At 29.0% G+C, this 24,927-nt stretch carries 25 protein-coding genes; 11 read left to right on the forward strand and 14 right to left on the reverse strand.

From position 1 onward, the window contains the following. Positions 1-5: 5 nt before the first annotated feature. The 6 genes from Q0881_RS06250 to Q0881_RS06275 all read right to left on the reverse strand — a co-directional run bounded on the left by Q0881_RS06250 (position 6) and on the right by Q0881_RS06275 (position 6,447). Positions 6-2,330: an outer membrane beta-barrel family protein gene (locus Q0881_RS06250; protein ID WP_299157806.1), complete on the reverse strand. Its 2,325-nt coding sequence runs from the start codon at positions 2,328-2,330 to the stop codon at positions 6-8. A 181-nt stretch (positions 2,331-2,511) separates the two neighbouring features. Next, complete coding sequence (locus tag Q0881_RS06255; RefSeq protein ID WP_299157808.1) at positions 2,512-3,837, reverse strand: M23/M56 family metallopeptidase; 1,326 nt, start codon at positions 3,835-3,837, stop codon at positions 2,512-2,514. After that, positions 3,830-4,213, reverse strand: coding sequence for a BlaI/MecI/CopY family transcriptional regulator (locus Q0881_RS06260; protein WP_299157810.1), 384 nt, complete (start codon positions 4,211-4,213; stop codon positions 3,830-3,832). The genes Q0881_RS06255 and Q0881_RS06260 overlap by 8 nt, the downstream gene beginning before the upstream one ends. Positions 4,214-4,378: 165 nt before the next feature. Further along, on the reverse strand, positions 4,379-5,296 hold the full coding sequence (locus tag Q0881_RS06265) for an NAD(P)/FAD-dependent oxidoreductase (RefSeq protein ID WP_299157812.1): 918 nt from the start codon (positions 5,294-5,296) through the stop codon (positions 4,379-4,381). A 12-nt stretch (positions 5,297-5,308) separates the two neighbouring features. Beyond that, positions 5,309-5,878, reverse strand: coding sequence for a TetR/AcrR family transcriptional regulator (locus tag Q0881_RS06270; RefSeq protein ID WP_299157814.1), 570 nt, complete (start codon positions 5,876-5,878; stop codon positions 5,309-5,311). Between the two features lie 182 nt (positions 5,879-6,060). After that, positions 6,061-6,447 carry a hypothetical protein gene (locus tag Q0881_RS06275; RefSeq protein WP_299157815.1) on the reverse strand — a complete coding sequence of 129 codons (387 nt, stop codon included), beginning with the start codon at positions 6,445-6,447 and terminating at the stop codon, positions 6,061-6,063. A gap of 117 nt (positions 6,448-6,564) precedes the next feature. Between Q0881_RS06275 and Q0881_RS06280 the strand changes: the two genes are divergently transcribed. The 6 genes from Q0881_RS06280 to Q0881_RS06305 all read left to right on the forward strand — a co-directional run bounded on the left by Q0881_RS06280 (position 6,565) and on the right by Q0881_RS06305 (position 10,359). Beyond that, positions 6,565-6,951, forward strand: a complete 387-nt coding sequence (locus tag Q0881_RS06280) for a hypothetical protein (RefSeq protein ID WP_299157816.1) — start codon at positions 6,565-6,567, stop codon at positions 6,949-6,951. Positions 6,952-6,976: 25 nt separating this feature from the next. Continuing rightward, positions 6,977-7,825 (forward strand): universal stress protein, encoded by an 849-nt coding sequence (locus tag Q0881_RS06285; RefSeq protein ID WP_299157819.1) that lies wholly within the window; start codon positions 6,977-6,979, stop codon positions 7,823-7,825. Positions 7,826-7,835: 10 nt separating this feature from the next. Further along, a complete protein-coding gene (locus Q0881_RS06290) occupies positions 7,836-8,690 on the forward strand; it encodes a universal stress protein (protein ID WP_299157820.1) in 855 nt (284 codons plus the stop codon). 11 nt (positions 8,691-8,701) lie between these two features. Then, positions 8,702-9,106 (forward strand): hypothetical protein, encoded by a 405-nt coding sequence (locus Q0881_RS06295; RefSeq protein WP_299157821.1) that lies wholly within the window; start codon positions 8,702-8,704, stop codon positions 9,104-9,106. 147 nt (positions 9,107-9,253) lie between these two features. Beyond that, positions 9,254-9,691 carry a hypothetical protein gene (locus Q0881_RS06300; RefSeq protein WP_299157823.1) on the forward strand — a complete coding sequence of 146 codons (438 nt, stop codon included), beginning with the start codon at positions 9,254-9,256 and terminating at the stop codon, positions 9,689-9,691. An 11-nt stretch (positions 9,692-9,702) separates the two neighbouring features. Then, positions 9,703-10,359, forward strand: a complete 657-nt coding sequence (locus Q0881_RS06305; RefSeq protein ID WP_299157825.1) for a hypothetical protein — start codon at positions 9,703-9,705, stop codon at positions 10,357-10,359. A 25-nt stretch (positions 10,360-10,384) separates the two neighbouring features. Here Q0881_RS06305 and Q0881_RS06310 read toward each other — a convergent pair whose 3' ends face one another. Continuing rightward, positions 10,385-10,678, reverse strand: coding sequence for a VIT1/CCC1 transporter family protein (locus Q0881_RS06310; RefSeq protein ID WP_299157827.1), 294 nt, complete (start codon positions 10,676-10,678; stop codon positions 10,385-10,387). Positions 10,679-10,717: 39 nt separating this feature from the next. On the opposite strand from Q0881_RS06310, the gene Q0881_RS06315 reads away from it, so the two are divergent. Continuing rightward, complete coding sequence (locus tag Q0881_RS06315; RefSeq protein WP_299157829.1) at positions 10,718-11,350, forward strand: hypothetical protein; 633 nt, start codon at positions 10,718-10,720, stop codon at positions 11,348-11,350. A gap of 474 nt (positions 11,351-11,824) precedes the next feature. Here the strand turns inward: Q0881_RS06315 and Q0881_RS06320 are convergent, their stop codons facing one another. The 3 genes from Q0881_RS06320 to Q0881_RS06330 all read right to left on the reverse strand — a co-directional run bounded on the left by Q0881_RS06320 (position 11,825) and on the right by Q0881_RS06330 (position 16,265). Further along, positions 11,825-11,974, reverse strand: a complete 150-nt coding sequence (locus tag Q0881_RS06320) for a hypothetical protein (RefSeq protein ID WP_299157832.1) — start codon at positions 11,972-11,974, stop codon at positions 11,825-11,827. Positions 11,975-12,109: 135 nt separating this feature from the next. Beyond that, positions 12,110-15,370, reverse strand: a complete 3,261-nt coding sequence (locus Q0881_RS06325; protein WP_299157835.1) for a M1 family aminopeptidase — start codon at positions 15,368-15,370, stop codon at positions 12,110-12,112. A gap of 1 nt (position 15,371) precedes the next feature. Beyond that, on the reverse strand, positions 15,372-16,265 hold the full coding sequence (locus Q0881_RS06330; protein ID WP_299157837.1) for an ABC transporter ATP-binding protein: 894 nt from the start codon (positions 16,263-16,265) through the stop codon (positions 15,372-15,374). Between the two features lie 212 nt (positions 16,266-16,477). Here Q0881_RS06330 and Q0881_RS06335 point away from each other — a divergent pair, with 212 nt between their 5' ends. Further along, positions 16,478-17,269, forward strand: a complete 792-nt coding sequence (locus Q0881_RS06335; protein ID WP_299157840.1) for a histidine kinase — start codon at positions 16,478-16,480, stop codon at positions 17,267-17,269. Further along, positions 17,266-17,967 (forward strand): LytTR family DNA-binding domain-containing protein, encoded by a 702-nt coding sequence (locus Q0881_RS06340; RefSeq protein WP_299157842.1) that lies wholly within the window; start codon positions 17,266-17,268, stop codon positions 17,965-17,967. Before Q0881_RS06335 ends, Q0881_RS06340 begins: the two co-directional genes overlap by 4 nt. Before the next feature lie 5 nt (positions 17,968-17,972). Here Q0881_RS06340 and Q0881_RS06345 read toward each other — a convergent pair whose 3' ends face one another. Both Q0881_RS06345 and Q0881_RS06350 read right to left on the reverse strand, forming a co-directional pair. Further along, entirely contained in the window at positions 17,973-18,425 is a 453-nt protein-coding gene (locus Q0881_RS06345) for a DUF6702 family protein (RefSeq protein ID WP_299157844.1), read from the reverse strand. 2 nt (positions 18,426-18,427) lie between these two features. After that, a complete protein-coding gene (locus Q0881_RS06350) occupies positions 18,428-19,690 on the reverse strand; it encodes a YHYH protein (protein WP_299157846.1) in 1,263 nt (420 codons plus the stop codon). 197 nt (positions 19,691-19,887) lie between these two features. Between Q0881_RS06350 and Q0881_RS06355 the strand changes: the two genes are divergently transcribed. Further along, positions 19,888-21,222 carry a sulfatase-like hydrolase/transferase gene (locus tag Q0881_RS06355; protein ID WP_299157848.1) on the forward strand — a complete coding sequence of 445 codons (1,335 nt, stop codon included), beginning with the start codon at positions 19,888-19,890 and terminating at the stop codon, positions 21,220-21,222. A gap of 73 nt (positions 21,223-21,295) precedes the next feature. Here the strand turns inward: Q0881_RS06355 and Q0881_RS06360 are convergent, their stop codons facing one another. Then, positions 21,296-21,850, reverse strand: a complete 555-nt coding sequence (locus Q0881_RS06360) for a 1-acyl-sn-glycerol-3-phosphate acyltransferase (RefSeq protein ID WP_299157850.1) — start codon at positions 21,848-21,850, stop codon at positions 21,296-21,298. Positions 21,851-21,953: 103 nt separating this feature from the next. Here Q0881_RS06360 and rmuC point away from each other — a divergent pair, with 103 nt between their 5' ends. Then, complete coding sequence (gene rmuC / locus Q0881_RS06365; protein ID WP_299157852.1) at positions 21,954-23,297, forward strand: DNA recombination protein RmuC; 1,344 nt, start codon at positions 21,954-21,956, stop codon at positions 23,295-23,297. Positions 23,298-23,346: 49 nt separating this feature from the next. Here the strand turns inward: rmuC and glyA are convergent, their stop codons facing one another. Beyond that, complete coding sequence (glyA, locus tag Q0881_RS06370; protein ID WP_299157854.1) at positions 23,347-24,621, reverse strand: serine hydroxymethyltransferase; 1,275 nt, start codon at positions 24,619-24,621, stop codon at positions 23,347-23,349. Positions 24,622-24,927 lie beyond the last annotated feature (306 nt).

A 24,927-nucleotide genomic window follows, 5' to 3' on the forward strand; every position in this document is an offset into this window, starting at 1 on the left:
AAATATTATATTCTATCGTATTGCTGTCCCTTTTTTCCTTTATACCGCTTCTGATTCCATCTGTAAATAAAAGACAGATTTAACTGTGGTACCCTAACTTGTGAGTTTATTTCTTGGGCAAAATTTTCTCCCCTGGTTTTAATATTCCATTCCCAACTGTCAAATATATCTTTAAAATTAAGACTCAATGAGGCATTATTATTAAAGAGACTTTGACTCATTCCAAAATCTAATCTGTATAATGCCTTTCGAGATAATTGTCCTCTGTTATTAGCACCTCTAAATCTGGTTTGAAATTGAAATCTAAAAGAATTTGATACTTTAAAATTAAGATGCAATCTACCACCAAAAGTAAATCCATTAGTATTAAAATTTGTAGACTCATAACGCCCAATTTGTTGATATCCATTTAAAGTTACTTCGTTATAAATGTTTAGCCAATTTATGGGTTTATATATAAAGCCTAATTCCAATCCATAAGATTTATCTGTACCAATATTTACAGTTTTAGTTACAAAAACTTCTTCCATATTACCATTAATAAAAAGGTGTTGTTTCTGAATAAAGTAATCCATTTCTTGGTTTGTTCTTCGGAAGAATATGGTTGGTGCGAGTGTAAATTTATTGCTGAATTTTGACTCAAAAGCCAGTTCCGTAAGTATTGCGTATGATGGATTTACTTTGGGGTTACCTACAAAAATATTTCTGGAATCGCTAAAAGAAGAAAATGGAACTATGGCATTTCGTCTAGGTCTTTTAATTCTTCTTGATATTGAAAATCGGATACTACTATCATTATTAAACTGATAGTTTAAAAAACTCGATGGAAATACATCTGTATAATTTCTCGATACTTTTTCTGCGTTGCTATTAGAGGTAATGTTAATATTAGTAGTTTCTGTTCTTAAGCCTACTTGAAATTTAAATTTGTCAAAACTTTTTGCGTATTGCCCATAAAATGCAGTAATATTTTCTTTGTAATTCGTTTCATCTGAAAATTCTGGTATTGTAGTTAAAATGTTGCCTGCTAAACGATTTACCATATAGTCGTTATCTATATTTGTAAACCTACTTCTACCTCCAAACTCTAGCTGCGACTTGTTTTTTAATATATGAACATAATCTAAGGCTATTGTAAAACGCTTGTCGTTAATATCGTTAATAATAGCATCATTGGCATCAATTTTCAACTGAGGGAATGTAGTTTCTTCTAAAATTAAGGAATTTCCATCTTCAATAGATGACTGTGTTAATGCACTTAATTTTAGTTGCGAGCCTCTATCATTGAGTTTTATTTTGTATTCACTAGCAATTTGAAAGAAGTTATTTTTAAATTCTTCGGAATCTAAACGTTCAGAAGTTGCAAATAAATTATTAGTATTATAATCTTTATAACTAATGGAATTAATAGTATTTAAATCGGCTAATCGATAAGTAAAGTCTGCAGAAATAGAATGGTTCATATTAAATTTATATGCACCTCCAAAATTATTAGAAATATAAAATTGTTTGAGTATTTTTTCTGAAGTCTGGAAACTTTTGGAAGGAGAAGATTCAAAATTTGTAAGAGCAATATCACCAGTTGCTTTTGGTTTAGAATATCCCAAACCAGTATTAGCATACCAAGAATAATTTTCGTTTGCTTTATTGATATTTATATTAATTCCAGAATTTAAGCGTGCGCCAACAAAAGTCTCAAAGCTAGCGTTTAATCTTTTTTTCTTTCCTTTTTTTAAGACAATATTAATAATACCTCCAGCGCCTTCGGCACTATATTTTGACGATGGATTTGTAATTACTTCAACCTTATCTATCGAAGCTGCTGGAATAGTACGCAATAAGGATGTAGTGTTAGTTAATCCGCTTATACGACCATCTATTAAAATACGAACACTACCATTGCCACGAATACTCATTGTACCATCAACTTCTACTTGTACAGAAGGTACATTTTGCATAACATCAATTAAACTTCCTCCGCTTACCGAAGGGTCTTTTGATACATTGTAAACTTTTTTATCTAATTCAATTTTATAGTTAGATGTATTTGAGGTTACAACGACTTCATTTAAAGTAACATCAGCATTAATAAGAATATCTCCAAGATTGGTTTTGCTTTTAGCACTTGTTAAATCGAGTACTAAAATAGTAGGAGGTAAGTCTACTACTGAAACTTCAAAATTATAGATTTGTTTTGGTATTCCTATTGAGAAATTTCCATTCTCGTCTGCCAAAGTTCCAAAGATAGTTTCGGGATTATTTACTGCTTTAAAAATAATATTTGCATAAGCTATTGGAGCTTCTGATTTATCTTTAATAGTTCCTTTCACAATTGTGTTTTGGGCAAAAAAACTATGGGAAAAACACATGATAAAAAATAATTGCATTATTGATTTCATAAATAATTTTGAAATATTTTGGGTGTAGCTATCCTGTTCTGCTTAAAAAGAGAACTTCATTTTGGTTTAAAAATCAATATTTAAAATTTAGATAATATTTAGAAAGTGCCTATTATTCTATAAAGTTTAAAGGATTTAGAGGCTTCCCATTTTGCTTTACTTCATAGTGTAAATGTGGTCCTGTAGAAAGACCTGTATTACCAACATACCCAATAATATCTCCTTTTTTTACCTTTTGATTTTTGCTAACATTGAAATCGTTTAAATGTGCATACCAAGTTTCGTATCCATCGGAATGCGTTATTACAATTAAATTCCCCCAATTACCTTTCATAGAAGCTTTAGCAATTATTCCGTCGGTAGTAGCTAAAACTGGTGTACCAATCTTTGCTCTAATATCAATACCATTATGCTGTATGTTTTTTCGGTTTTTTGGACGCTTAGCATTCTTTCCAAAATAAGATGTAATATCTTTTTTTGAGGCATTTTGCACTGGGAATAGAGAAGGAGGTTTGTTTACTAAGGCTGTAACATCTAAAATATTCATATGCTGGTTATTTTTAATGCTTGGTGAAGTAAAAGCTGAAATTAAAAAGATGCAAATTGGTAATAATAAGATGTATGTAAGTTTTGAAAGGCGATTTGATTTGGGTTTGGTCATCATAGTAACTCTTTTTTTTAATATGTGTTGATTAAAGTAATTGTATAAATTATTGGGTTTAGAAAGCTCAAGGTTTTGCACAAGTAATTGCATGTATTGTGAGGTTTTAACTCCGTTTTGAAGCACGCCTTTATCAGCTTGAAATTCATGCACAGCTTTTAACGATTTTCTATAAAAGTAGAGTAGTGGATTAAACCAGAAGAATAGAATATAAACTTCAGAGAGAATCACATCCCAAGAATGTTTTAATTGAATATGTACCTTTTCGTGCTCTATTATTTGTTTGTCATAGTGCTCAAATTTATCTTCTGGAATAAAAACCCAATTGAAGTATGAAAATATTTGAGGAACTTTTGAAATAACTAATTGATAGCCATTTTTTTGTTCAATTTTAGAACGACTCCTCAATACAAATAAATGTCTTATTGTGGCTAAAAATCGAATAAAGAAGACAGAAAACACAAACCAATATAGTATTAATACTATTGTAGCATAATTAGTAGATGAATCAATCAAAGGTTGTTCAATAACTTGTAATTGCTTGTTAAATGAGTTTAAATTTACCTCTTCAAATAATGGTATTTCGATAATTTTTGGGGCTATAGAAGGGAGTAGAATATTTGAAAATGGAATAATAATTGAAACTGGAAGTAACAATAGTAAAACAAATCTATTTAGATTATGAAAGGTTAGTTTATCTAAAAAAACGATATAGATAAGATAAAGTACAGAAAAAATAGAAGTGACCTGCAATAGATATAACATTATATTATTCATTTTTTGCTTTCAATTTTTCAATTTTACTTTCAAGTATGAGTTTCATTTTTTCCAATTCAGTAAGGTTTAAATCTTCACTATCGGTAAAAAATAAAGCGAACTTACTCGGCGAACCGCTAAAAAAATTACCAATTACTTCTTTCATATGTCTTTTAAAATAAGAATCCTTAGAAACCGTTGGAGAATACTGTCGGATCTTACCAAAAGTTTCAAATTTTAAAAATTCTTTTTTTACTAAAACCCTTACTACTGTTGATATGGTAGTGTATGCTGGTTTTGGTTCTGGAAATTGTTCTACAATATCTTTAAGGAATGCTTTTTCAAGTTTCCAAGCATATTGCATTACTTGTTCTTCGGCTTTTGTTAATTCATTCATAAGGCAAATATAGAACTAATTTTTAAAGTATGACTATAAATATAGTTATATTACTATTTTTATAGTCATAAAATAATTTAACCTTATAAAATTTTAGCTAAAACAATAGGAGAGAGGGTGTTTATATTTTAGAAGGAAGCTTCCATTATATATTCTATTTAATCATTATTTCCAATTCTCACCTATTATTTGATGTGTAATTATAGCGGCTACCTCACTACCTTCAGAGACAGAAGAAGCAACTCCACTCCATCCAATTCTTGCGTCACCAATAATGTAAAACCCTTTAATTTCTGTTTCTTTATTGTCATCGACTTTGTAAAGCTCCATTCCAAAATGACCGATTTCAATTGAAATATTCATTTTTTTAGCAAAGTCGGTACTTTCAGTTGATTTAGTGTCAGGTAAAAAGCCTCCATCTCTTTCAATAACTGAATCATCTATAAGTTCAACACCTTTAAGTTGTCCTTCTATTGAAAGAAGCTTTTTAATTTTTTTATCAATTATCTGGATTCCATTTTTGTTAAGATTATGTATTAATTCTTTATCCTTAACTTTTTCTCCATTTGTAAAAACAATAACATTTTTTGACCAATGAGAAATTGTCTTTGAAAACATTGGAGCCATTAGAGCATCACCAAATACGGCCAATTTTTTATCAGCCATCTCAAAACCATCACAAAAAGGGCAGGGGTAAACAGATTTCCCATATACCTCAGATAAGCCTTCAATACCAATTTCTGTAATATTGTCTTTATGCCCTGTTGCAACTATAACTCTTTTTGCTGAGTAGGTGTTATGCTGTACCCCAACAGAAAAATTATTGTTTTTACCTTTTACATATACCGCTTTTTCTTTTTTGTAAGTTACTGAGGTATATTTAGATAATTGTTGCTTAGCTACTTTGAATATTTCGGATGGATGTTTACCATCTTGAGTTAAAAAACCGTGTGAATGAGTTGTTACACCATTTCTTGGGTTTTCAGTATTTAAAACCAATGTTTTTATTCTACTTCTACCTAAAACCAAGGCAGCACTCATTCCAGCTGGACCACCACCAATAATTATAACTTCGTAATTCATATCTCTTATTTTTTAAATTTGTTTTGATTGATTATTAGTGTGGTTTGTGATAGCATTGAAATAGGATAACCAAGCCATTTCAGCTATTTCTTGCATTCTTGAATCATCCTCAAGTATTAGATTTATTGCAGAATCGATTGTAGAAAAATAAAGACTTTCTATCCAATCTATTGTAATTTTTGAATTGATTAAATCAATATTTTTTAGTGTTTTTAATAAATGTCTAAAAATCTGCATCATTTCTCTAAAGTCTGAAGATTCTTTTTCCATTCCCTGTAAACCGTCTCTATAGCTATATAAGAAGCGAAATTGATAACCACTTTCTATGTCACTCAAAAACATTGTATTGAGTTGATTTATTGGGTTAATAGAAGATTTTACAGCCTCTTTTGTTTTCTCTAAACAAAGAGTACTTGCATAGTTTATTATTTCGGTAATAAGTTCTGATTTACCGCTAAAGTACCTATGCAGTGTTCTTCTGCTTAAATTTATTGATTCCGCAATTTCTTCCATTGAAGCATTAGGAGATTTACTGAATGCTTTAATAGCCGCTAATAAGATTTTTGCTTTAGTATTATTCATTATGTCTCAATTATGAGACAAATATAGTGATGTCACATGTATGAGACAATGTTATTTCTGTTTTTTTTAAAGCAATGCTAACGAGTTAATGGTACAGTTTTCTCGCGATGATATGTTTTTTTGATAGCGCTTAGAAGAATAAAAAGCTGTTAAAGAATTATATACTTATAAAGTATAAACAGTTACATTATTTGTAATAATTTTCCTAAATGTACAAGGATAATTAATTCAGATTTATTTTTGTTATTTACTTCAGAGGTAATAACACAAGCAGTTTCCCAAATTGCCTTTTTTGTTTTTTCTGGGAATAAATTTTCGTGCTGCTTTTTATAAGATTTGAATTCATCAAAACAAGCTTGCGCACTTGAGTTTTCATTTTTTAATGTTTCAAATGTGTTTATTATGAATTGACTAGAGCTTTTGTTAATAATTCCTGAGCTTAGCCAAAGGGTATTAATTTGAGTAAGAAAAACACGATACTCTTCTTCTCTTATGACACCATCAATGGCTGTTATAGCATAAAATAACTTGCTTAAGTTATAATAAAAAGGAATTAAGTTTTCTCTCATTTTTTATAATTTATTAATACTAAAGTTACTCATTAAAATATTTATGAGATATGATTAATATCATGGTTTTTAAGTGTTTATATGTGTAAATTTGAATATAATGTAAAAATAGAAACTATGAGCACTTCAATTTTTCTATTTAAGTTTTGGGGTTGGTATTGTATTATTTTCTTTTTTATCCTTAGCATAAACCCTAAAAGAAGTAAACAAATAGTAGCCGATTTAAAAGATGAAAAATTTTTAATAGTTATTTCTCTTTTAGCTGTAATTATTGGGTTGATAAATATTTTATTACACAATGTATGGGAAGCAAATGCTAACGTAATTATTACTCTTTTTGGTTGGTTTGCATTAATAAAAGGGATTATGCTTTTTGCCTACCCTAAATACGCTCTTAAATGGTTTGAAAACACAAATCATAAACTAATACAAGTTATGTATATGCTTTTATTTTTTATAGGTATGTTTTTATTAAATGAAGCCTATAAAATTGTGCCTTACTAGTTTATAATAATAAAAAAATAACACGATGAAAAATATTTTACTGCCAACAGATTTTTCTGAAAACTCCTGGAATTCCATAGCATACGCATTGCAATTATTTGATAAAGAGAAATGTACATTTCATCTTTTAAATACATATATGCCTAGTATTTATCATATGGATTATATGCCTTCTGGAGCTGGTTATACAGGGGTAGCTGATGCTTTAAAAGAATCATCTACTATAGGGTTAGAGGTTTTTAAATCTAAAATATTAAAAGACTATGTAAATGAAAGACATACTATTGAAACAATAAGTTCATTGAATATGATAATTTCTGAGATAAGAGAAGTAGTTATTGAAAAATCAATTGATATAATAGTCATGGGAACCAAAGGAGCTTCAGGTATTATTGAAACCATATTAGGAACAAATACTATGACAGTAATTAATGATATTAAATGTCCTACAATAGCTGTTCCTGAAAGTTTTAAATTTTCTAAACTTAAAAAAATTTTGTTCCCTACAGATTTTGAATTGTTTTACCAATCTGAGCATTTAAATTTAATAATAGATTTAGCTGAAAAGCATAACTCTGAAATACATTTATTACATGTTTTAGGAAAAAACACACAAGAGTTAACTGAGAATCAGGAGAGAAATATTATGAGGTTAAAATCTTTATTAAAGGATATAAAACTAATTTCTCATTTCGAAAATCATAAGCATATAGCCAATTCAATTGATGATTTTCTACTAAAAATGCGTGTTGATTTGCTTGTTATGATGAATAATAAAAATTCATTTTTTGATAATGTTTTCTTCAAACCCATTATTAATAAAATAGGATTCCATTTAAAGACTCCGTTTTTAGTATTACCTAGTAATAAATAAATTATATGTCATGAAAAAAAAGATTTTATTATTAACCGATTTTTCAAAGAACTCATTAAATGCAATTATGTATGCATTAGAACTGTATAGGTTAGATAGATGTGATTTTTATGTATTGAATGTATTTAGAACTACCTATGATTTAATTAAGGATATTATTCCACCAAAGCAAGGAGAAAAAGGATATGATGTTCCTAAAAAGAAATCTGCAGAAGGTTTAGAGCGTATTTCAAAACTTATTGAATTTAGAGAAGATAAAAATCCGTACCACAACTTTACTTATGTGTCCTTAAATAAACCACTTTTAAAGGCTGTAGATGAATTAGTAGAAGAAAAAGATATAGAGATGGTAGTTATGGGGACTAAAGGAGTTTCAGACAATGAAAGCCCTGTTTATGGAAGTAACGCTATTGAGATAATGGAGAAAAACAGAAACTGCCCTGTTTTAGTTATTCCTAGTGAGGCTAAACAAGTATTACCAAAAGAAATTGTTTTTCCAACAAGTTATAAAACTCATTATAAAAGAAGAGAATTAGATTATTTAATAGAGATCGCTAGAAAAAACGGAGCGTCAATAAAAATTCTTCACATCAAAGAAGAAGATAAATTAGATAAAAGTCAAGAAGCACATCAACAAATGTTAGAGGAATATTTTGATCGATTAGATTATTCTTTTCATTCTTTGTCTTGTGTTACAGTTTCTACAGCAGTAAAATGTTTTGTTGAAAGTAGAGAAAGCGATATGGTTGCATTTATTAACAAAAAACATAATTTTTTTGGAAGTATATTAACACAACCATTGGTGAAAGATATAGGATACAAATTAAAAATTCCTGTATTGGTATTACACGATTTAAGAAATTAAAATTTTTAGAGATGAAAAATATAGGTATTTGGTTAGACAAAGAAAAAGCATTTATAATTACTATTGAAGGCGATAAGGAAACTATGGAGAAAATACCTTCAAATATTGAAAATTATCATATTCATGGAGGTTCTGGCACACGTTTTAAAGGAGGACCGCAAGATGTAGTACAAGATAGTAAATATTTAGAGCGAGAAAAGCATCAAACAAAAAACTATTTTAAAGAGTTAGCTTCTAAAGTAAAAGAAGCTAGTGCACTGGCAATTTTTGGACCAGCTGAAACATATGAAAACTTTAAAAAAGAATTAGAAGTCTATTATCAAGAAATAAACAAAAAAATAAAAGCTGTAAAAAAGGTAGATAGTATGACAAATAACCAAGTAAAAGCATTAGTTAGAGATTTTTTTAATAGCTAAAAATGATTAGAAAAAAGTTTGAAATAATTGTATATGATGCCTAAGAAAATTATAGAAGTTACTTAGAAAAATTTAAGTAGCTTAAAACAAAACTATTGTTATAATTATCAAGAGGACGTTTTAAGCTACTTTTTTAAATCAAGACAAATGAAAACAATACTAACACAATTAAAATTTGTAAAATGGTTAAGTGCAGAAGATATGCATGCAACGTCTAAAAACTGGTTATTAGAATTAAAGTTTATAAGAGATGAACAACATTTTTTTGAAGACCTAATACGTAAATATATTTTCCAACTTATTGCGCCAGATCAATTTAAGGCTTCTGCAAAAATAGTAGATTCATTAGCAGCTCTTAATAAAGAGAATGAAAAGCTTATAAACCTTATCCAAAAACACGAAAATGATTTAAAAATAATGGTTGATGGAAAAGATCAGTTAATAGAAGAGGAAATTTATAAAGTAGAGCATAAAAGATTAATAGAAATTGTTGATGAGTTTTTAAAAGAATATAAAAACTTAAAACAATCAGTTTTTAGTACCATTAAAACAATTGTTAAAAAAGAAAAAAAGAAAATAACTTAAAACTTATTAAAATGAAAACATGTATAAAGTTAATACTACCTTTTTTAATTATTATAGTATTTAGTAGTTGTACTAGAACTCAAATGATTGAGTACTGGAAAAACCCAGAAGTAGATACTCTTTCATTATCTAAAGTTTTAGTTATTGGTATGACTCCGAATGTTGAAGCTAGAGATAAATTCGAAGAACTATTAACAAATGAATTTGAAGCTAGAGGTATTGATGCAGTTCCAAGTTTAGATATTTTTGAACCTAAATTTAGAATAGAAGGAAAAACAGAAAAGGAATTAAAAGTAATCGAAGATGTATTAACAGCCAACTATTATGATGCTGTAATTTACACTAAAGTTGTTGGAGTAGAAAACAGAAGAGTTTTCTCGGAAAAGTATAAAGAAAAAAAATATTTGGATATTAAGTTTAAAGATGAATATTATAATCATCGTGAAATCCTTGAAAATCCTAATTATTATGAAGAGTATAAAATATACAATGCTGAAACTTCTTTATATTGTATTTGCCCTACAAAAGACAGAGAGTTAATTTGGAAAGGGTATATAGATATTGTTGATCCTAAATCTATTGAAGAAACTGTAAATGATTATGTCAATTTATTGATTTTGGCCTTAGAAGAGCAGCAGATTATCTCTAAAATTAAACAAAAAGAATAAGAAAATATTTTTTATCCTTTGTTTTTTATCCAGTTATTATCCCTTCAATAATATCACTAACAAAATAGGAAACTGTTGCAGCAAACATGCCTAAAATAACGGTTTCTAATATTCCTTTTAGTTTACTCGTTTGTGTTATGTAAGTTTTAAAAAAACCAATAAAAATAAAAGCCAAAGAGGTTAGTATGCTAGTCCAAATAAAAAGGTTTCCAGGAAAACCACTAATATAGTACCCTGAATCATAGAAAATCTTTTTAAGGCGGCTTAAATTCGTTTGTCGAAGAAAAATTGATGTTTTTGGGTTGATTTCTTTTATCAAGAAAAAGATATAAAGTATTTTAGCTTTAAAAATAGCAACATGAAAAAATTTCTTTTTCTTTCATTCATAATTATATCCTTTTCTTCGTATTCACAAATCTTTGTTAATGATGTTAATAGGGTAGCTGTAGTGGTAATTGATTACTGTGTAGATGAGAACGGTAAACGTTATGATATTAAAATTAATCAAGAAAAAAGTACTTATAAGCATAAAGGATGGAGGCAAGGTTGTATAGAAAACTTTAAAAATGGAAAGTTATTTTACCCAATGAAGATGACAAATAAATGCTGGCAATCTGTTTATTACTTTGTAAATTCAAAATATAAAACGTACCAATTGCCAGAAGAAGAACGTCCAAAATGTAAAGTATTTCATCGTGGGAAGTTTAAATATGAAAATCCTGCTTACAGTAAAACAATAATGAAACGAAGAAAGAACCGACAAATAGAAAAAGGCGGTTTAGGTGGAAGACAAGTTTATAAGATTAAGTGGGTTAATGACCATGAATACGAATTAGAATCTATTAAAATGCCTTTAGAAAAAGATAAGCACAAAGAAGGTAATATAATTTCGGTTGAGATAATTGAAATTTTGAATGATAAAACATATTTATATAAAGGTCATATTAAAAATGATAAAAATGTAGTATTTGGGTTAATAACTAAATTATGATTCTATTTTACATAATATTATAGCAGACATATTTTTATCACTTTTTAGATCTTTCTGAGAATTGCGTATTTTATAAATTATGTATCATAGCATAGAATATTGAATCATCAGGAATGCTAAAAAGAAAATACTTAATAACTCTAGTAATACATTTCATATATAAAATGAGCATTCTTGGATATTTTCCATAATGATAGAATTATAGCTATCAAATAAACTTAAAAGTTAATGAGCTCTAATTTATTTTAGTTCGTGAATACTTCGTATTTCTTTTAACATAATTGTTGACGATATGATTCTAAATAAGTAATATATACAATTATGTGTAAATAGCCTGAAAAATGGCTTCACATACATTACTATATATTTGTACTATAATTTATATTATGTTAAATAGAGTAAATGTAAAACAAACCAAATCATGAATCAATCTGAATTGGTTATTTGTTACTACTCTGTGAAATTAGGTGAAAACTAAATAAATTTGAATTCATCAGGACTGTTAACTATATGTTCATAATAGTACCTGCTAATGGTTAACGGTTTTTTTAAACTAGGAAACTTTATTTCGTATTCATTTCCATATCCTTTAATAAATCGAATTAGTATTGGCTTATTTTTCATATTCTTAAAATTTATACTTAATACTATGAAAACTATAGTCAGAATCGTAAAACAATAGTTAAATGGTAGTTTTTAGTCGTTGAAAATCAGTTATATATAGATAAAGGAGTTTGTTTCCAAACTCCCTTATTAGTTTTACTCAAAAAGCTCATTTATAAGATGTTGCTTGTTTTCTGGAGTTACTTTTCTAAAATAGTTCAGTAAATCTTTTGTAGTCGCGTATCTTTTTGTGTTACTTTTTAGTTGACCATGGAAACTATTCCAATCGATAATAAATTGTTTTAAAGCTGAATTTACAGTGTCTTCTCCAATTTCTTCTTGTAATTTATACATGCTTATGGCTCCTTTTGCATAATACACATAACTTTGATTTTCTACCAATGCCAATGAAGGTTCCTGCTGTTCTTCTCTTCGCAATCCTTCTTTGTATTTTTTTCTTTGATAATCTAAGAATTGTTGCACTTTTTCTTCTGAATATTGCTTTTTTAAGACCATTAAGGCTGCATATTGCGATAAAGTTTCTAAAATTAAATGCTGTCCTTGTACATTTGCCGCTTCTATTTGCATTCCAAACCATTGATGTGCTAGTTCATGGGCTGTTACATAAAAAGCCATGTCTACATCTTTTTCATCATCAATAGCTAATACAAAGCCCATTGCCTCCGAAAAAGGTACTGTACCAGGAAATGACTGCGCAAATTCTGAATAACGAGGAAACTCGGTAATACGCATGTGTTTGTATTGATACGGACTGAAGTTTGTACTATAATATTCAAAAGATTTTTTCATTGAACGCATCATACGTTCTAAATTATACTCATGTCCTTTATGATAATAGATCTCTAAATCAACAAGTTCATTGGTTTTAGAAGAAGTCCAGGTATCTTTTAAAATTTCGTAACGAGCAGACACAATAGCATAAAAATTAATGATAGGAATTCCTGTTTTGTAATGAAAATAATTTCGATTATTAGTTTTCCATTGTTTAACCAGGTTTCCAGGAGCTATAGCTGTTTGGTTGCCATCGGTTCCCAATATAATTTCAAGATTAATTCCATCAGAATCGCTTCCAGAACGTGCATTCAGTACTTCATTAGCATCTTCCCTACTAGCTTTATTTGGTCTTTTTGGCAAGTTGTACTCTTCTCGATCGTTTTTATCTCTTAGTTCATATTTTCTGTTATAACCTAATGTAGGAAAATTTTCATTTTTGAAAAAAGTACCATTAAAAGCAAAATTAGTATTCGAGTTTTTAAGTTCGAAACCTTTGTTTGTATAGTCTTGCTTAAAACGCATCTTTATAGAATCTCCCGGCAGTAAGGCTTTGTTTAGCTTGTAAATAGTGTAATCATATTTTTTATAGCTATTATCTACACTAGCTCCGCCATCAAAAGAAACTTCATTAAGAAAAACATTTGATTCTAACTGCTTTTGAATATGAATTTTGTTTATCGCTATTTCATTGGTATTCTTTAAGGTATATTCACCCGTAGCTTTATAACTTCGCTTTTTAGGGTACAATTCTACATTTAAAGAAACAGTTGTAATTTTAGGTTGTTTTATAAACTCAAACTTTTTTAAGTCCTTTTCATATGCAACTCTAAACTCAACTCCTTCTGTATTTGTCCAATATTTGTTTAAAATAGAAGTGTTGTAATAAATATAAGCACCCAGCACTAAAAACGAACAAAATACTACAAGTGTAAATGCTGTCAATCGTTTGCTAATATTGTGTCGACCACTACTCCATCGTTTTTTTAAGTTGGTTTCAGTTCCTCTAACTCCAATAATTGAAGCAATAATTAAGATTAAAATTCCAAAAAGAAACCAATATGACTTAATAAAAAGATAGGGTTTTAAGAAATGACCATAGCCATTCATATCGGAATATTTACCTAAAGAACTTCCCCCAAACCAATACAAATCATGATCATAACCAAAAACAACTAAGGCAATGTTTGCCATAAAAAATAGCAGCACTACCAATATTCCTACAAATTTATGATTGGTAATTACCTGTGCAAAAAACGCAATAAAAGTATACAAAGCTAAGAATGGAAGAATTTCTAAAAAGAAACCATAAAAATAAACTGATAGCTCATAATTATAATAGCCATTCATGGTTTGAAAAAGTATACCAGAGATAATTAACGAAACTATTAAAACCATATAAACGAGTAGTAAACCAATGTATTTACTCAATAAATTTATAAAGTTAGTTACAGGTGTTGAATCGTAAATTAAATTTAAATTGGCACCTCTTTCTTTCCAAATAAGTTCTCCTGAATAGAATAGCAACAAGATTATAAAAAAGTAGAATGATGTTTCTTGCAATTCCTCTACAATAAAATACGTAGCTGGATAACTATCAACTCCATAAACAGTTCCAAGGCTCACTGAATTGATTAAAATGATAATCATACCACAAATCATAATCGCCCAAAATGATGGTTGTTTGCAGATGTTAACAAAGTAAAATCTCGATAAATGAGTTAACTGCGTCCATTTTGTTTGCAACTCTTTTTGAAATTTAAATTGAGGAATTGCAGTGGTGTGCGCTGTATTATCTTCTACAGCAAAGGTTTGTAAATTCTTCTTTTTTAAACGTTTGTTTTTAATCAGATTAAAACTGAATTTTTTATAACCAAATAGTAAAATAACAATACCAAAAGCAATCCAAAATAGTTTGTTATATAAAAGTATTCCACTAAATGGAATGTTAAGTAAATTACGATCGGAAATACTCCAAGCATCTGTAAGTAAGGTTAATGTGGTTAATGAAAAAGGATCTACTATAGCTTGTAAAAACTCGTTTGTTATGGATTTTGTAAGTATAAACACAACAAAAAATACAATTCCTTGTGTATAAACAACAACTAGTTTTCTACTTAAAGCTCCCGTAACAAAAAACAAACTAGCGCCAAAAAATAACACAGGTAAGGTTATATATACAAATGGTTTTAAATAAGAAAAGAAGTTAAAAGGGTTAAAATCATTTGGATTGTGCCAAGGCATAAATTCTCCTAAAATCATTCCTAATAAAATACCACTAAAAACAAAAAGTAATACCACAAACGACCCTAAAAAACGTCCTAATAAATACTCACTTTTCTTTATAGGGTTTACATACATTAACGATTCTATATTATACTCAAAGTCTCTTAATACTGAAACCCCCATAATCATAGAAGCCAGAATCATAAAGATTCCCGTAACAGCTCCCATGGTTTTAGCAATTACCAAAGGCGCATTTTTTTTGACTGTACCAAAGCCTACTCCTTGAAATATAAAATCGACCCCTACAATAGAAAATAAAAATAGGAATAAGAAAAATATATAGGTATCGGCACGCTTTGCTCTATACTTTAATTCGAACTTAAATATCTCGTACCACATATTATAAAGTTGGTGTTAAATGATTGTTTTTACCAAATATTTGAGAAAAATAAACATCCTCTAAACTTGCCTTAATTGGTGTAAAACCATGGCATGGATCCTGTTCGCTTAGAATACTTATAATTGGCTTTCCAAGAAATAATTTTTCACTAATTACATTGTATTCTTGCTTATAATTCTCTAATTCTTCTTTCTGAATTGTTTTTTCATAAACGTTTCCTTCCAAATTTTCAATAATTTTTAATGGATTCCCTTTTAAGAGCACATTTCCTTGGTTAATAATGGCCATATTGGTGCACAGTTCTTTTACATCTTCTACAATATGAGTAGATAAAATAACAACCGTGTTCTCCCCTATTTCACTAAGTATGTTGTAAAACCGATTTCTTTCTAATGGATCTAATCCAGCAGTAGGTTCATCTACAATTAATAATTTTGGACTGTTAAGCAATGCTTGTGCAATTCCAAAGCGTTGTTTCATTCCACCAGAAAAACCATTCAAGTTTTGTTTTCTAACCTTGTATAAGTTTGTTTTATGTAACAAACTATTTATAATATCCTTACGCTCACTTTTACTGGTAATTCCTTTAAGAACAGCAAAATGATTTAATAATACTTCGGCAGATATTTTTGGATATAAGCCAAACTGTTGTGGTAAATAACCCAATACTTTTCTTATTTCATTTTTTTGTTTTAAAACATCTAAATTTCCTAAGGTAATACTACCATTGTCGGCTTCTTGAAGTGTTGCAATTGTACGCATTAAAGTAGATTTACCAGCACCATTTGGTCCTAATAAGCCAAACATACCATTAGGTATTTCTAAGCTAATATCTTGCAATGCTTTAACTCCATTTGAATAGGTTTTGGATAGATTGTTTATACTAAGTTCCATGTAGTTATTTTTAATTGTTTGCAGCAAACCTAACAGCTTAATTTGATGGAAAAAAGTATTTGTGATGTATGTAATTATAGCTGTGACATAAAGATTTTATCTGACTATAAAGGTCTTTTGTAACCTTAGAATATATGTTTATCCCAGGTTAAAGTTTGTTTGTCAACAAATTTGTTGAAAGCAATTAATTTGTCTAATATTGAACTAAATTTATGAGTAAAACAGGTATGTTAAAACGAATTCCTAAGAAGTTTTTTTGGTATTTATTATTCTTAATAACAGTTATCATTATTATTTTTAATGATGCTTTTGGTAGTAGTGAACCATTTGCTCTGTTTAGTTTTTTTCATTTTCTATTGTTATTATTTTTATTAATTAGATGGCTTTTTAAGCAAATTAAATTAATATTAAGTTTAAAGAATGAAAAGACTAAAACAGAATTACTGCATTTAAAAAGTCAAGTAAGTCCACATTTTTTCTTTAATATATTGAACAATTTGTATGGTTTAGTTGACAAAGATTCGAAAAAAGCAAAAGCGTTAATATTAAAGCTTTCAGATATGATGCGCTATAGTATTTATGATGGCCAAAAAGAAACGGTACTTTTATCTGAAGAAATAAGTTATTTACAAACCTATATAGAACTTCATAAAATGCGCTATCGTAAAACAATTGATATTGAATTTAATTATGATATTGAAGGTAATGATTATGAAATAATGCCGCTTCTTTTTATTATTTTATTAGAAAATTCATTTAAGCATGGAGTTGAAAATTTAAGAGATAATGCCTATGTTTATATAAATATGAAAGCAGAGAAAAATCAAGTATATTTTGATATTGAAAATAACTTTGATGAAACAATTGTTAGCGATGAGAAAAGCGGAATAGGCTTGCATAACTTAAAACGTAGATTAGAATTGGTATATCCTAAAACGCATACATTATCGTTCTTTAAAGTAAATAATGTGTATAAATCTCAATTGAATATTTCTAAATTATGATGACGTATATTATTATTGATGATGAGCATATAGCGCACGATATTATTAAAGATTATTGTGACTTATTGCCTAATTTGGAATTTAAAAAGCATTGTTACGATGCTATTGAAGCTTTAGGTTACTTAAATGAGAATCCTGTTGATTTGATCTTTTTAGATTTGAATATGCCAAAATTAAAAGGCTTCGATTTTTTAAAAACCTTAGCAAATCCGCCAAAAGTAATTGTAACTACAGCTTATAGTGAATTTGCATTAGAAAGCTATGAACTTAATGTTGTAGACTATTTACTAAAGCCATTTAGTTTTGAACGCTTCCTTAAAGCAGTAAATAAAGTTATCGATTCTTCTAATACGAGTAGCAAACAATCTGCTCCAATAAAAGAAGACGATAATAAGCAACTTTTTCTTCGTCAGAACAAAAGTCATATAAAAGTAGAAACAGACGATATTTTATACATAGAAGCAGCTGGAAATTACACAAAAGTGATTACCAAATCTCAAACAATAACAGTTAGAGAGAAAATTTCTGAAATGTTAGGTGTATTACCCGCAGAAAGCTTTTTACAAGTGCATAAATCTTTCGCCATAGCTTTAAAGCATATAAAAAGTATTGAAGGGAATAAAATAATGATTGATGATTATAGTATTCCCATAGGTAAATTGTATAAAATAAATGTGAATAAACTTTTTAAAGCTTAAGAGTTTTATAATTGTATACTCCCCTTGCCTTTTGTGAGTAAAAATGATTTTTGAAATTGATTAAGATCTATTCGGATTCTGTTTTTAAACTTTTTATTAACCTCATAAAAACAAGTATTCTTAATTTGTAAATCAGTAATATCGTTATAAGTTTTCTTAGATTTAAAGTTAAAAATAATATGGTCGTTATAGGTTGAAGAACCTATAAAATCAAAAGAAACTTTTTGATTGTTTATTTGTAAATCAGCGTTTTTAAGTAAGTAATTCTTAATACAAAGATCAAAAAGTTTATTTTTCTGACAATCTTTATCTATACGATAGTGTTGCAATTCATTTTTATCCATTTCAAACTTTAAAACTACATGATCATTTTCCATAAAATAATGGTATTCAGCTATACCATCTGCGTGAAATAAAGAAGCAATATAAGTACTGATTACTAGAATAAACATTTTCATAATTAAGCAGTTATTTTTTTAGTGATACTTCCATTTGAAAAATCAACTTGAATATAAAAAGATTTTAAATCAATTATTTCAGTTTTATTCAATTCATTCGTTGAGTTTGAAGTATAGGCTAAAGTACCGTTAGTAGTATAAATCTTAATTTGATTTATTTTAGATTCTGCATACCTACTTCCATAATCAAGCGTATTTAACTTATGATATAATTTTGTGTCAAGTTTGTTTTTTAAGTCTTCAAAAACACTAGCATTTATTGAAGTAACTGCGACAGAACTACAATCTTGTGCTGCTGTTGAATCTGGACATCCAGGACTAATTTGAAATGAATTATCTACGTATTTCCCTTTAAAACATCTAGGAATGTATGGCCAATTATCGGTTAACACATAATAATAGGTCCCATTAGGATATTCTGGCGTAACTCCAAAACGTCCACCACATTCATCTAAATCGGCACCAGTATATTCATAATCTTCAATATAAGTTCCATCATAACTACCATTAGGAGCAGAAATACCATCTCCAGGTCGATTACCCGATTTTAATGAATATCCACTAGCAAACGTTGATACCGATGGATTTGTAGCTGTTGTATTCGCATCTGTATATAAATATTTATAATAAATAGGAAAACCATCGGCAGCATAGCCAATAATTGGCGAGTGTTTTGTTCCGTTAATATTTAAATCATTTGTAAAATAATCTGTAGGAATGTTATGGTAATGGTACCTACTTACATTATTTACATGACCTCCGTTTAAATCCATTGCTAACGTAAAATCAGCCTCAACATGCCAATCTAAATTTTCCTCTTGCGTATTTGGGTTTACCCAATACAATCTAGCAAAAGGCGAATAGTTAATACCTTGATCGGATACTCCAAAAATAATTCCTCCTCCGCAAGCTTGTGAGGTAGGATCTTCTTTTATTTCGGTAATAGTTGATGTTAATTCTGGATATAAACACATTGAATACTCAAAATCTTGTGCTTCTAATGTATTAGCGCCAGCCCAAGGTCCATAATTATGTGCAGGAAAATTGTTGGTATATACTTTTCTAACATTATTTACTTCCTCAAAACAAACTGCGTTGGTAGTTTCATTCGCAAAAATTTCAGCAACATTACAAGGTAATGTTGGTTCTTCTCCAATATCAGTATCATCAACAGAAATATCGCTTCCACTAGAACATGAATAGGTGATTATACATAAAGAACATAGTAAAATTTTAGTTAATTTTTCAAAAAAAGATACTTTCATAATTTGGGGTGTTGGTTAAACCTTTGACATCAAATAATTAAAATAGTTTAAATAATCCTCGTTTTTTTTTCATTATTTTTATAAAAAATCCAAAATAACAAAGATGCAATGATGAAAATGTAAAAAATATCTTTCTAAAAATTAAACTATTTTAATTTTTTGCTGTCTAAATAAGCATAACACTAAAAACCCTTTATATGACTTCTTTTATAAATCGTCTTATATTTTTTACAGTAATTTCTTTCTTTATTAGTTCGTGTAGTTCTTCAGGAGAAGCCATAGTGCAAGATGATCCAGATGAAGTTCCAGTTCAAAATGGAGACATACCTAATATACTGTTTGTAATTGCAGATGATATGGGGTTAGATGCAACACCTGGCTACAATATAGGTACACAGAAACCTTTAATGCCAAATCTTCAAAATTTAATTAATACGGGGGTACGCTTTAATAACGCATGGTCTAACCCTACTTGCTCACCTACAAGAGCTTCCATTTTAACAGGAAAGTATGGTATTAGAAATGGTGTTGTTAAGGTTGATGATCCTTTGCATACTTCAGAAGTAGCTTTGCAAGATTACATAAAAACAAATGCGAATAATGCGTATAGCAGTGCCGTAATTGGTAAATGGCATTTATCTAAAAATGCAAACCATCCAAATAATATGGGAATTGATTATTATGCAGGCCCTATTGGAGGTGGATTACAATCATATTCTAATTGGAGTTTAACTATTAACGGACAAACGGAAACATCTACAGACTATGCAACCACTAAAATTACAGATTTAGCGATCGATTGGGTAAAAGACCAAACAAAACCTTGGTTTTTATGGTTGGCTTATAATGCACCTCATACCCCATTTCATTTACCTCCAAATAATTTACACAATCAAGGTGCTTTACCAACGGATCAGGGAAGTATAGATGCCAATCCTCTTCCATACTATTTAGCAATGATAGAAGCTATGGATAGTGAATATGGGCGTTTTTTAAGCTCGATGAGTCAAGCTGAAAAAGACAATACAATTATTATATTTATTGGCGATAATGGAACACCAAATCAAGTATTGCAAGGCTATAGTAGAGGAAAAGGAACTTTATATCAAGGAGGAATAAATGTACCTATGATTATTGCCGGAAAAGGTGTTACTAGATTTAATCAGACAGAGGATGCTTTAATTAATCTTACCGATTTATTTGCTACCATTGCAGATATTGCTGGGGCAAGTATATCTACTATAAATGATAGTAATAGCTTTAAGAGTTTACTGACTCAGAATACAAACACTAATAATAGAGATTATACATTCATTGAAGACGGAAATGATGATGGTAGCGTTGATTTTTCAATAAGAAATACTACACACAAGTATATGTTATTTGAGAACGGTAGTGAAGCTTTATTTAATTTAACAAACGACCCGTTAGAAGCAACAAATTTAATGAGTGCAAGCCAATTGCCTTTAAGTGCTTCCGATAGTACTATAAAAGATGAACTATCATCAAAACTAACCGAAATTAGAAATTAATGTGAAAAAATTCTTTAAAAAAAAGGTTCTGATTTATCTCAGAACCTTTTTTTATAGTATAAAATATACATGTTTATTCAACCTTATCAGGAACCGAAAATAATTCTGGTTTGGCACCTTTAATATTTCTATAAAAATCATAGAAATAATTAAAATCTTTCTTCATATCATCAGTTGTATAATAAGGTTCAGAAAGTTTTACTGTTTTATTTTCAAAATCGAAAGTGAACATAACAATTGGAACATTAGCACCTTTAGCGATGTAATAGAACCCTGTTTTCCATTCTTTTACTTTTTTTCGAGTTCCTTCTGGAGAAAGCGCTAGTCTAAATTCATCATACTTATTAAATAAAGCAACGATAGAGTCAACCTTATTAGTTGTTTTCGATCTGTCAACTGGAGTACCTCCTAATCTTCTGAAAATAAACCCAAAAGGAGGTTTAAATAAAGATTTCTTAGCAATGAAATTTATAGGAACTCCCCAAGAATTTCTAGCCAAAATAGCAATAGGGAAATCTTTCCAGCTCGTATGTGGAGCACCTATAACTATGTATTTTTTTAAATCTTTTGGAAAATTACCAACTAATTTCCACCCTAAGATTTTTGTGTATATAAATTTTGAGATCATCTATAAATAATAAAAGCCAATGATACGGTTTTCCACCTAAAAATCAAACAATTTTAACCTATCTTGTACTATATTTGTTTTCTTATAAAATTATCAAAACTCAATGAATACAACTCTTATAATCATATTAGTAGCTTTTTTTACCTTAATACTTGGTTTTATAATTGGTACTTTAATTTCTAAACTAAAGACAAAACAAGTAGTTTCAGATTTAGAAAAAGAAATGTCTGTCCTAGAAATTAATCAATCTAACATAGAAGTTCAAAAAAGAGAAATACAAGATCGTCTTGAAGAGAAAGTGAAAGAAACAGAGGAGATTAGGCGTGAAAAAGAATTTTCTGGTATTGAGTTAGCTAGAAAAAATGAAGAATTAAAAAACCTTCAATTAAAATTAAATGATAATAAAGAAGAGGTTGAAAAGCTACAAGAAAAATTCACAAAAGAATTTGAAAATTTAGCGAACAAGATTTTAGATGAAAAATCAACAAAGTTTACCGCTCAAAATAAAGAGAACATTCAAAATATTTTAAACCCACTTCAAGAAAAAATAAAAACTTTTGAAAAAAAGGTAGATGATACTCAGAAAGAAAGTATCTCCATGCATTCTGCTTTAAAAGAACAATTGTTAGGTTTAAAAGAGTTAAATTCTCAAATGAGTAAAGAAGCTATTAACTTAACAAAAGCTTTAAAAGGAGATAGTAAAACACAAGGAAACTGGGGAGAATTAGTATTGGAAAGAGTTCTAGAAAAGTCTGGTTTAGAAAAAGATAGAGAATACTACGTACAGCAAAGTTTTACCAACGATGAAGGTGCTAGAGTTTTACCCGATGTTGTGATTCATTTACCAGACAACAAAAAAATGATTGTCGATTCAAAAGTGTCTTTAACAGCTTACGAGCAATTTGTGAATTCAGATGATGATATTGATAAAGAACGTTTCTTAAAAGAGCATATTAACTCGATAAAACGTCATGTAGAGCAATTATCAGAAAAAAAATACGAAGATCTTTATAAAATAGAATCTCCAGATTTTGTATTATTATTTATACCAATAGAACCGGCTTTTGCAGTAGCGTTAAATCAAGATAATACTTTATACAATAAAGCTTTTGAAAGAAATATAGTAATTGTTACTCCTACTACTCTACTAGCTACATTACGTACTATTGATACCATGTGGAATAATGAGAAACAGCAACGTAATGCTATTGAAATAGCAAGACAAGCGGGTGCTTTATACGATAAGTTTGATGGATTATTAAAAGACTTAATAGGTATTGGTAAGAAAATAGATGCTTCTAAAGCTGATTATAATTTGGCCATGAATAAATTAGTTGATGGTAGAGGAAACTTAATAACAAGTGTTGAGAAGTTGAAGAAAATGGGTGCCAAAGCTAAAAAAGCACTACCACAAAATATAATTGAAAGAGCTCAAGATAACGAATAAAAAAAGCGACCATTTGGTCGCTTTTTTTATTTATAAATTTATTATGCAATTACATAACAAATAATCTTCTTTGGTGCATTAAATCATGTACCTTCTCTCCTACTTGTTCTAAAATTTCATCGTTTCCAGCATTCATTAGTGCTTCATCAATTAAGTTAACAACAGTATCCATATCTTCTTCAGCTAAACCTCTAGTAGTTACAGCAGCTGTACCCACACGGATTCCTGAAGTTACAAAAGGACTTTGAGTATCAAATGGCACCATATTTTTGTTTACCGTAATTTCAGCTTTACCTAAAGCCTCTTCAGCTTCTTTACCTGTAATATCTTTATTACGTAAATCAATTAACATACAGTGATTGTCTGTACCTCCAGAGATAATATCATATCCTTTAGCTACAAATGCCTTTGCCATTGCTTGTGCATTTTCTTTAACCTGTAATTGGTATTCTAAGAATTCATCTGTTAATGCCTCTCCAAAAGCAACCGCTTTAGCAGCAATAACATGCTCTAATGGTCCACCTTGATTACCTGGGAATACAGCAGAATTTAGTAAGGTTGACATTTTCTTTAGTTTTCCAGATTTTAATTTTAATCCGAATGGATTTTCAAAATCTTTCCCAATCATAATCATTCCACCACGTGGCCCACGTAATGTTTTATGTGTAGTTGTAGTTACAATATGACAATGTGGTAATGGATCTGATAATATACCCTTAGCAATTAATCCCGCTGGGTGAGAAATGTCTGCCATTAAAACGGCACCAACACTATCTGCTACTTCTCTAAATTTCTTAAAATCAATATCACGAGAATATGCAGAAGCCCCAGCAATAATTAACTTTGGCTTGTGCTCTTTAGCTTGTTGTTCTAAATGATTATAATCAATAATTCCTGTAGCTTTATCTACTCCATAAAAAACAGGGTTGTATAATTTTCCTGAAAAGTTTACTGAAGAACCATGCGTTAAATGCCCTCCGTGCGATAAATCGAAACCTAAAATAGTATCTCCAGGATTTAAACAAGCAGCAAAAACTGCTGTGTTTGCTTGTGAGCCAGAGTGTGGCTGAACATTTACATATTCTGCACCAAATAACTCTTTAGCTCTATCTATTGCTATTTGTTCTACAACATCTACAACTTCACATCCACCGTAATAACGTTTACCAGGATATCCTTCAGCATATTTATTAGTTAATATAGAACCTTGAGCTTCCATTACCTGCTCACTTACAAAGTTTTCAGAAGCAATCAACTCTAAACCATTTAGTTGACGTTCTTTTTCTTCTTGAATTAAATCAAATATTTGATGATCTTTTTGCATCTTGCTATGTTGTTAAATAAGTAGTCAAATGTACTAATTTTATTAATTAAGCTTTATGCAATTTTAGCTTTATTTTAATTGTATTTTAACCTTTTTTATGCTTATCTAGTAATTGTTTTTAATAAAAAATCATTTAATATACAAAATTAATATGTTTATAAGTTTTGTACATATTATATTTGGTTTGTAAACTAACTTTCTGCGCAAGAACACATTTTATTCAAGAAGATAACCCAAACCAGATAGGTCAAAAAAACAAAGAATTTATTTTAAAACTTGAAGATTAAATTCTGGTTTGAATTTTAC

Origin of the sequence: uncultured Tenacibaculum sp. (genome assembly GCF_947494125.1) — a bacterium.
Classification (GTDB): domain Bacteria; phylum Bacteroidota; class Bacteroidia; order Flavobacteriales; family Flavobacteriaceae; genus Polaribacter.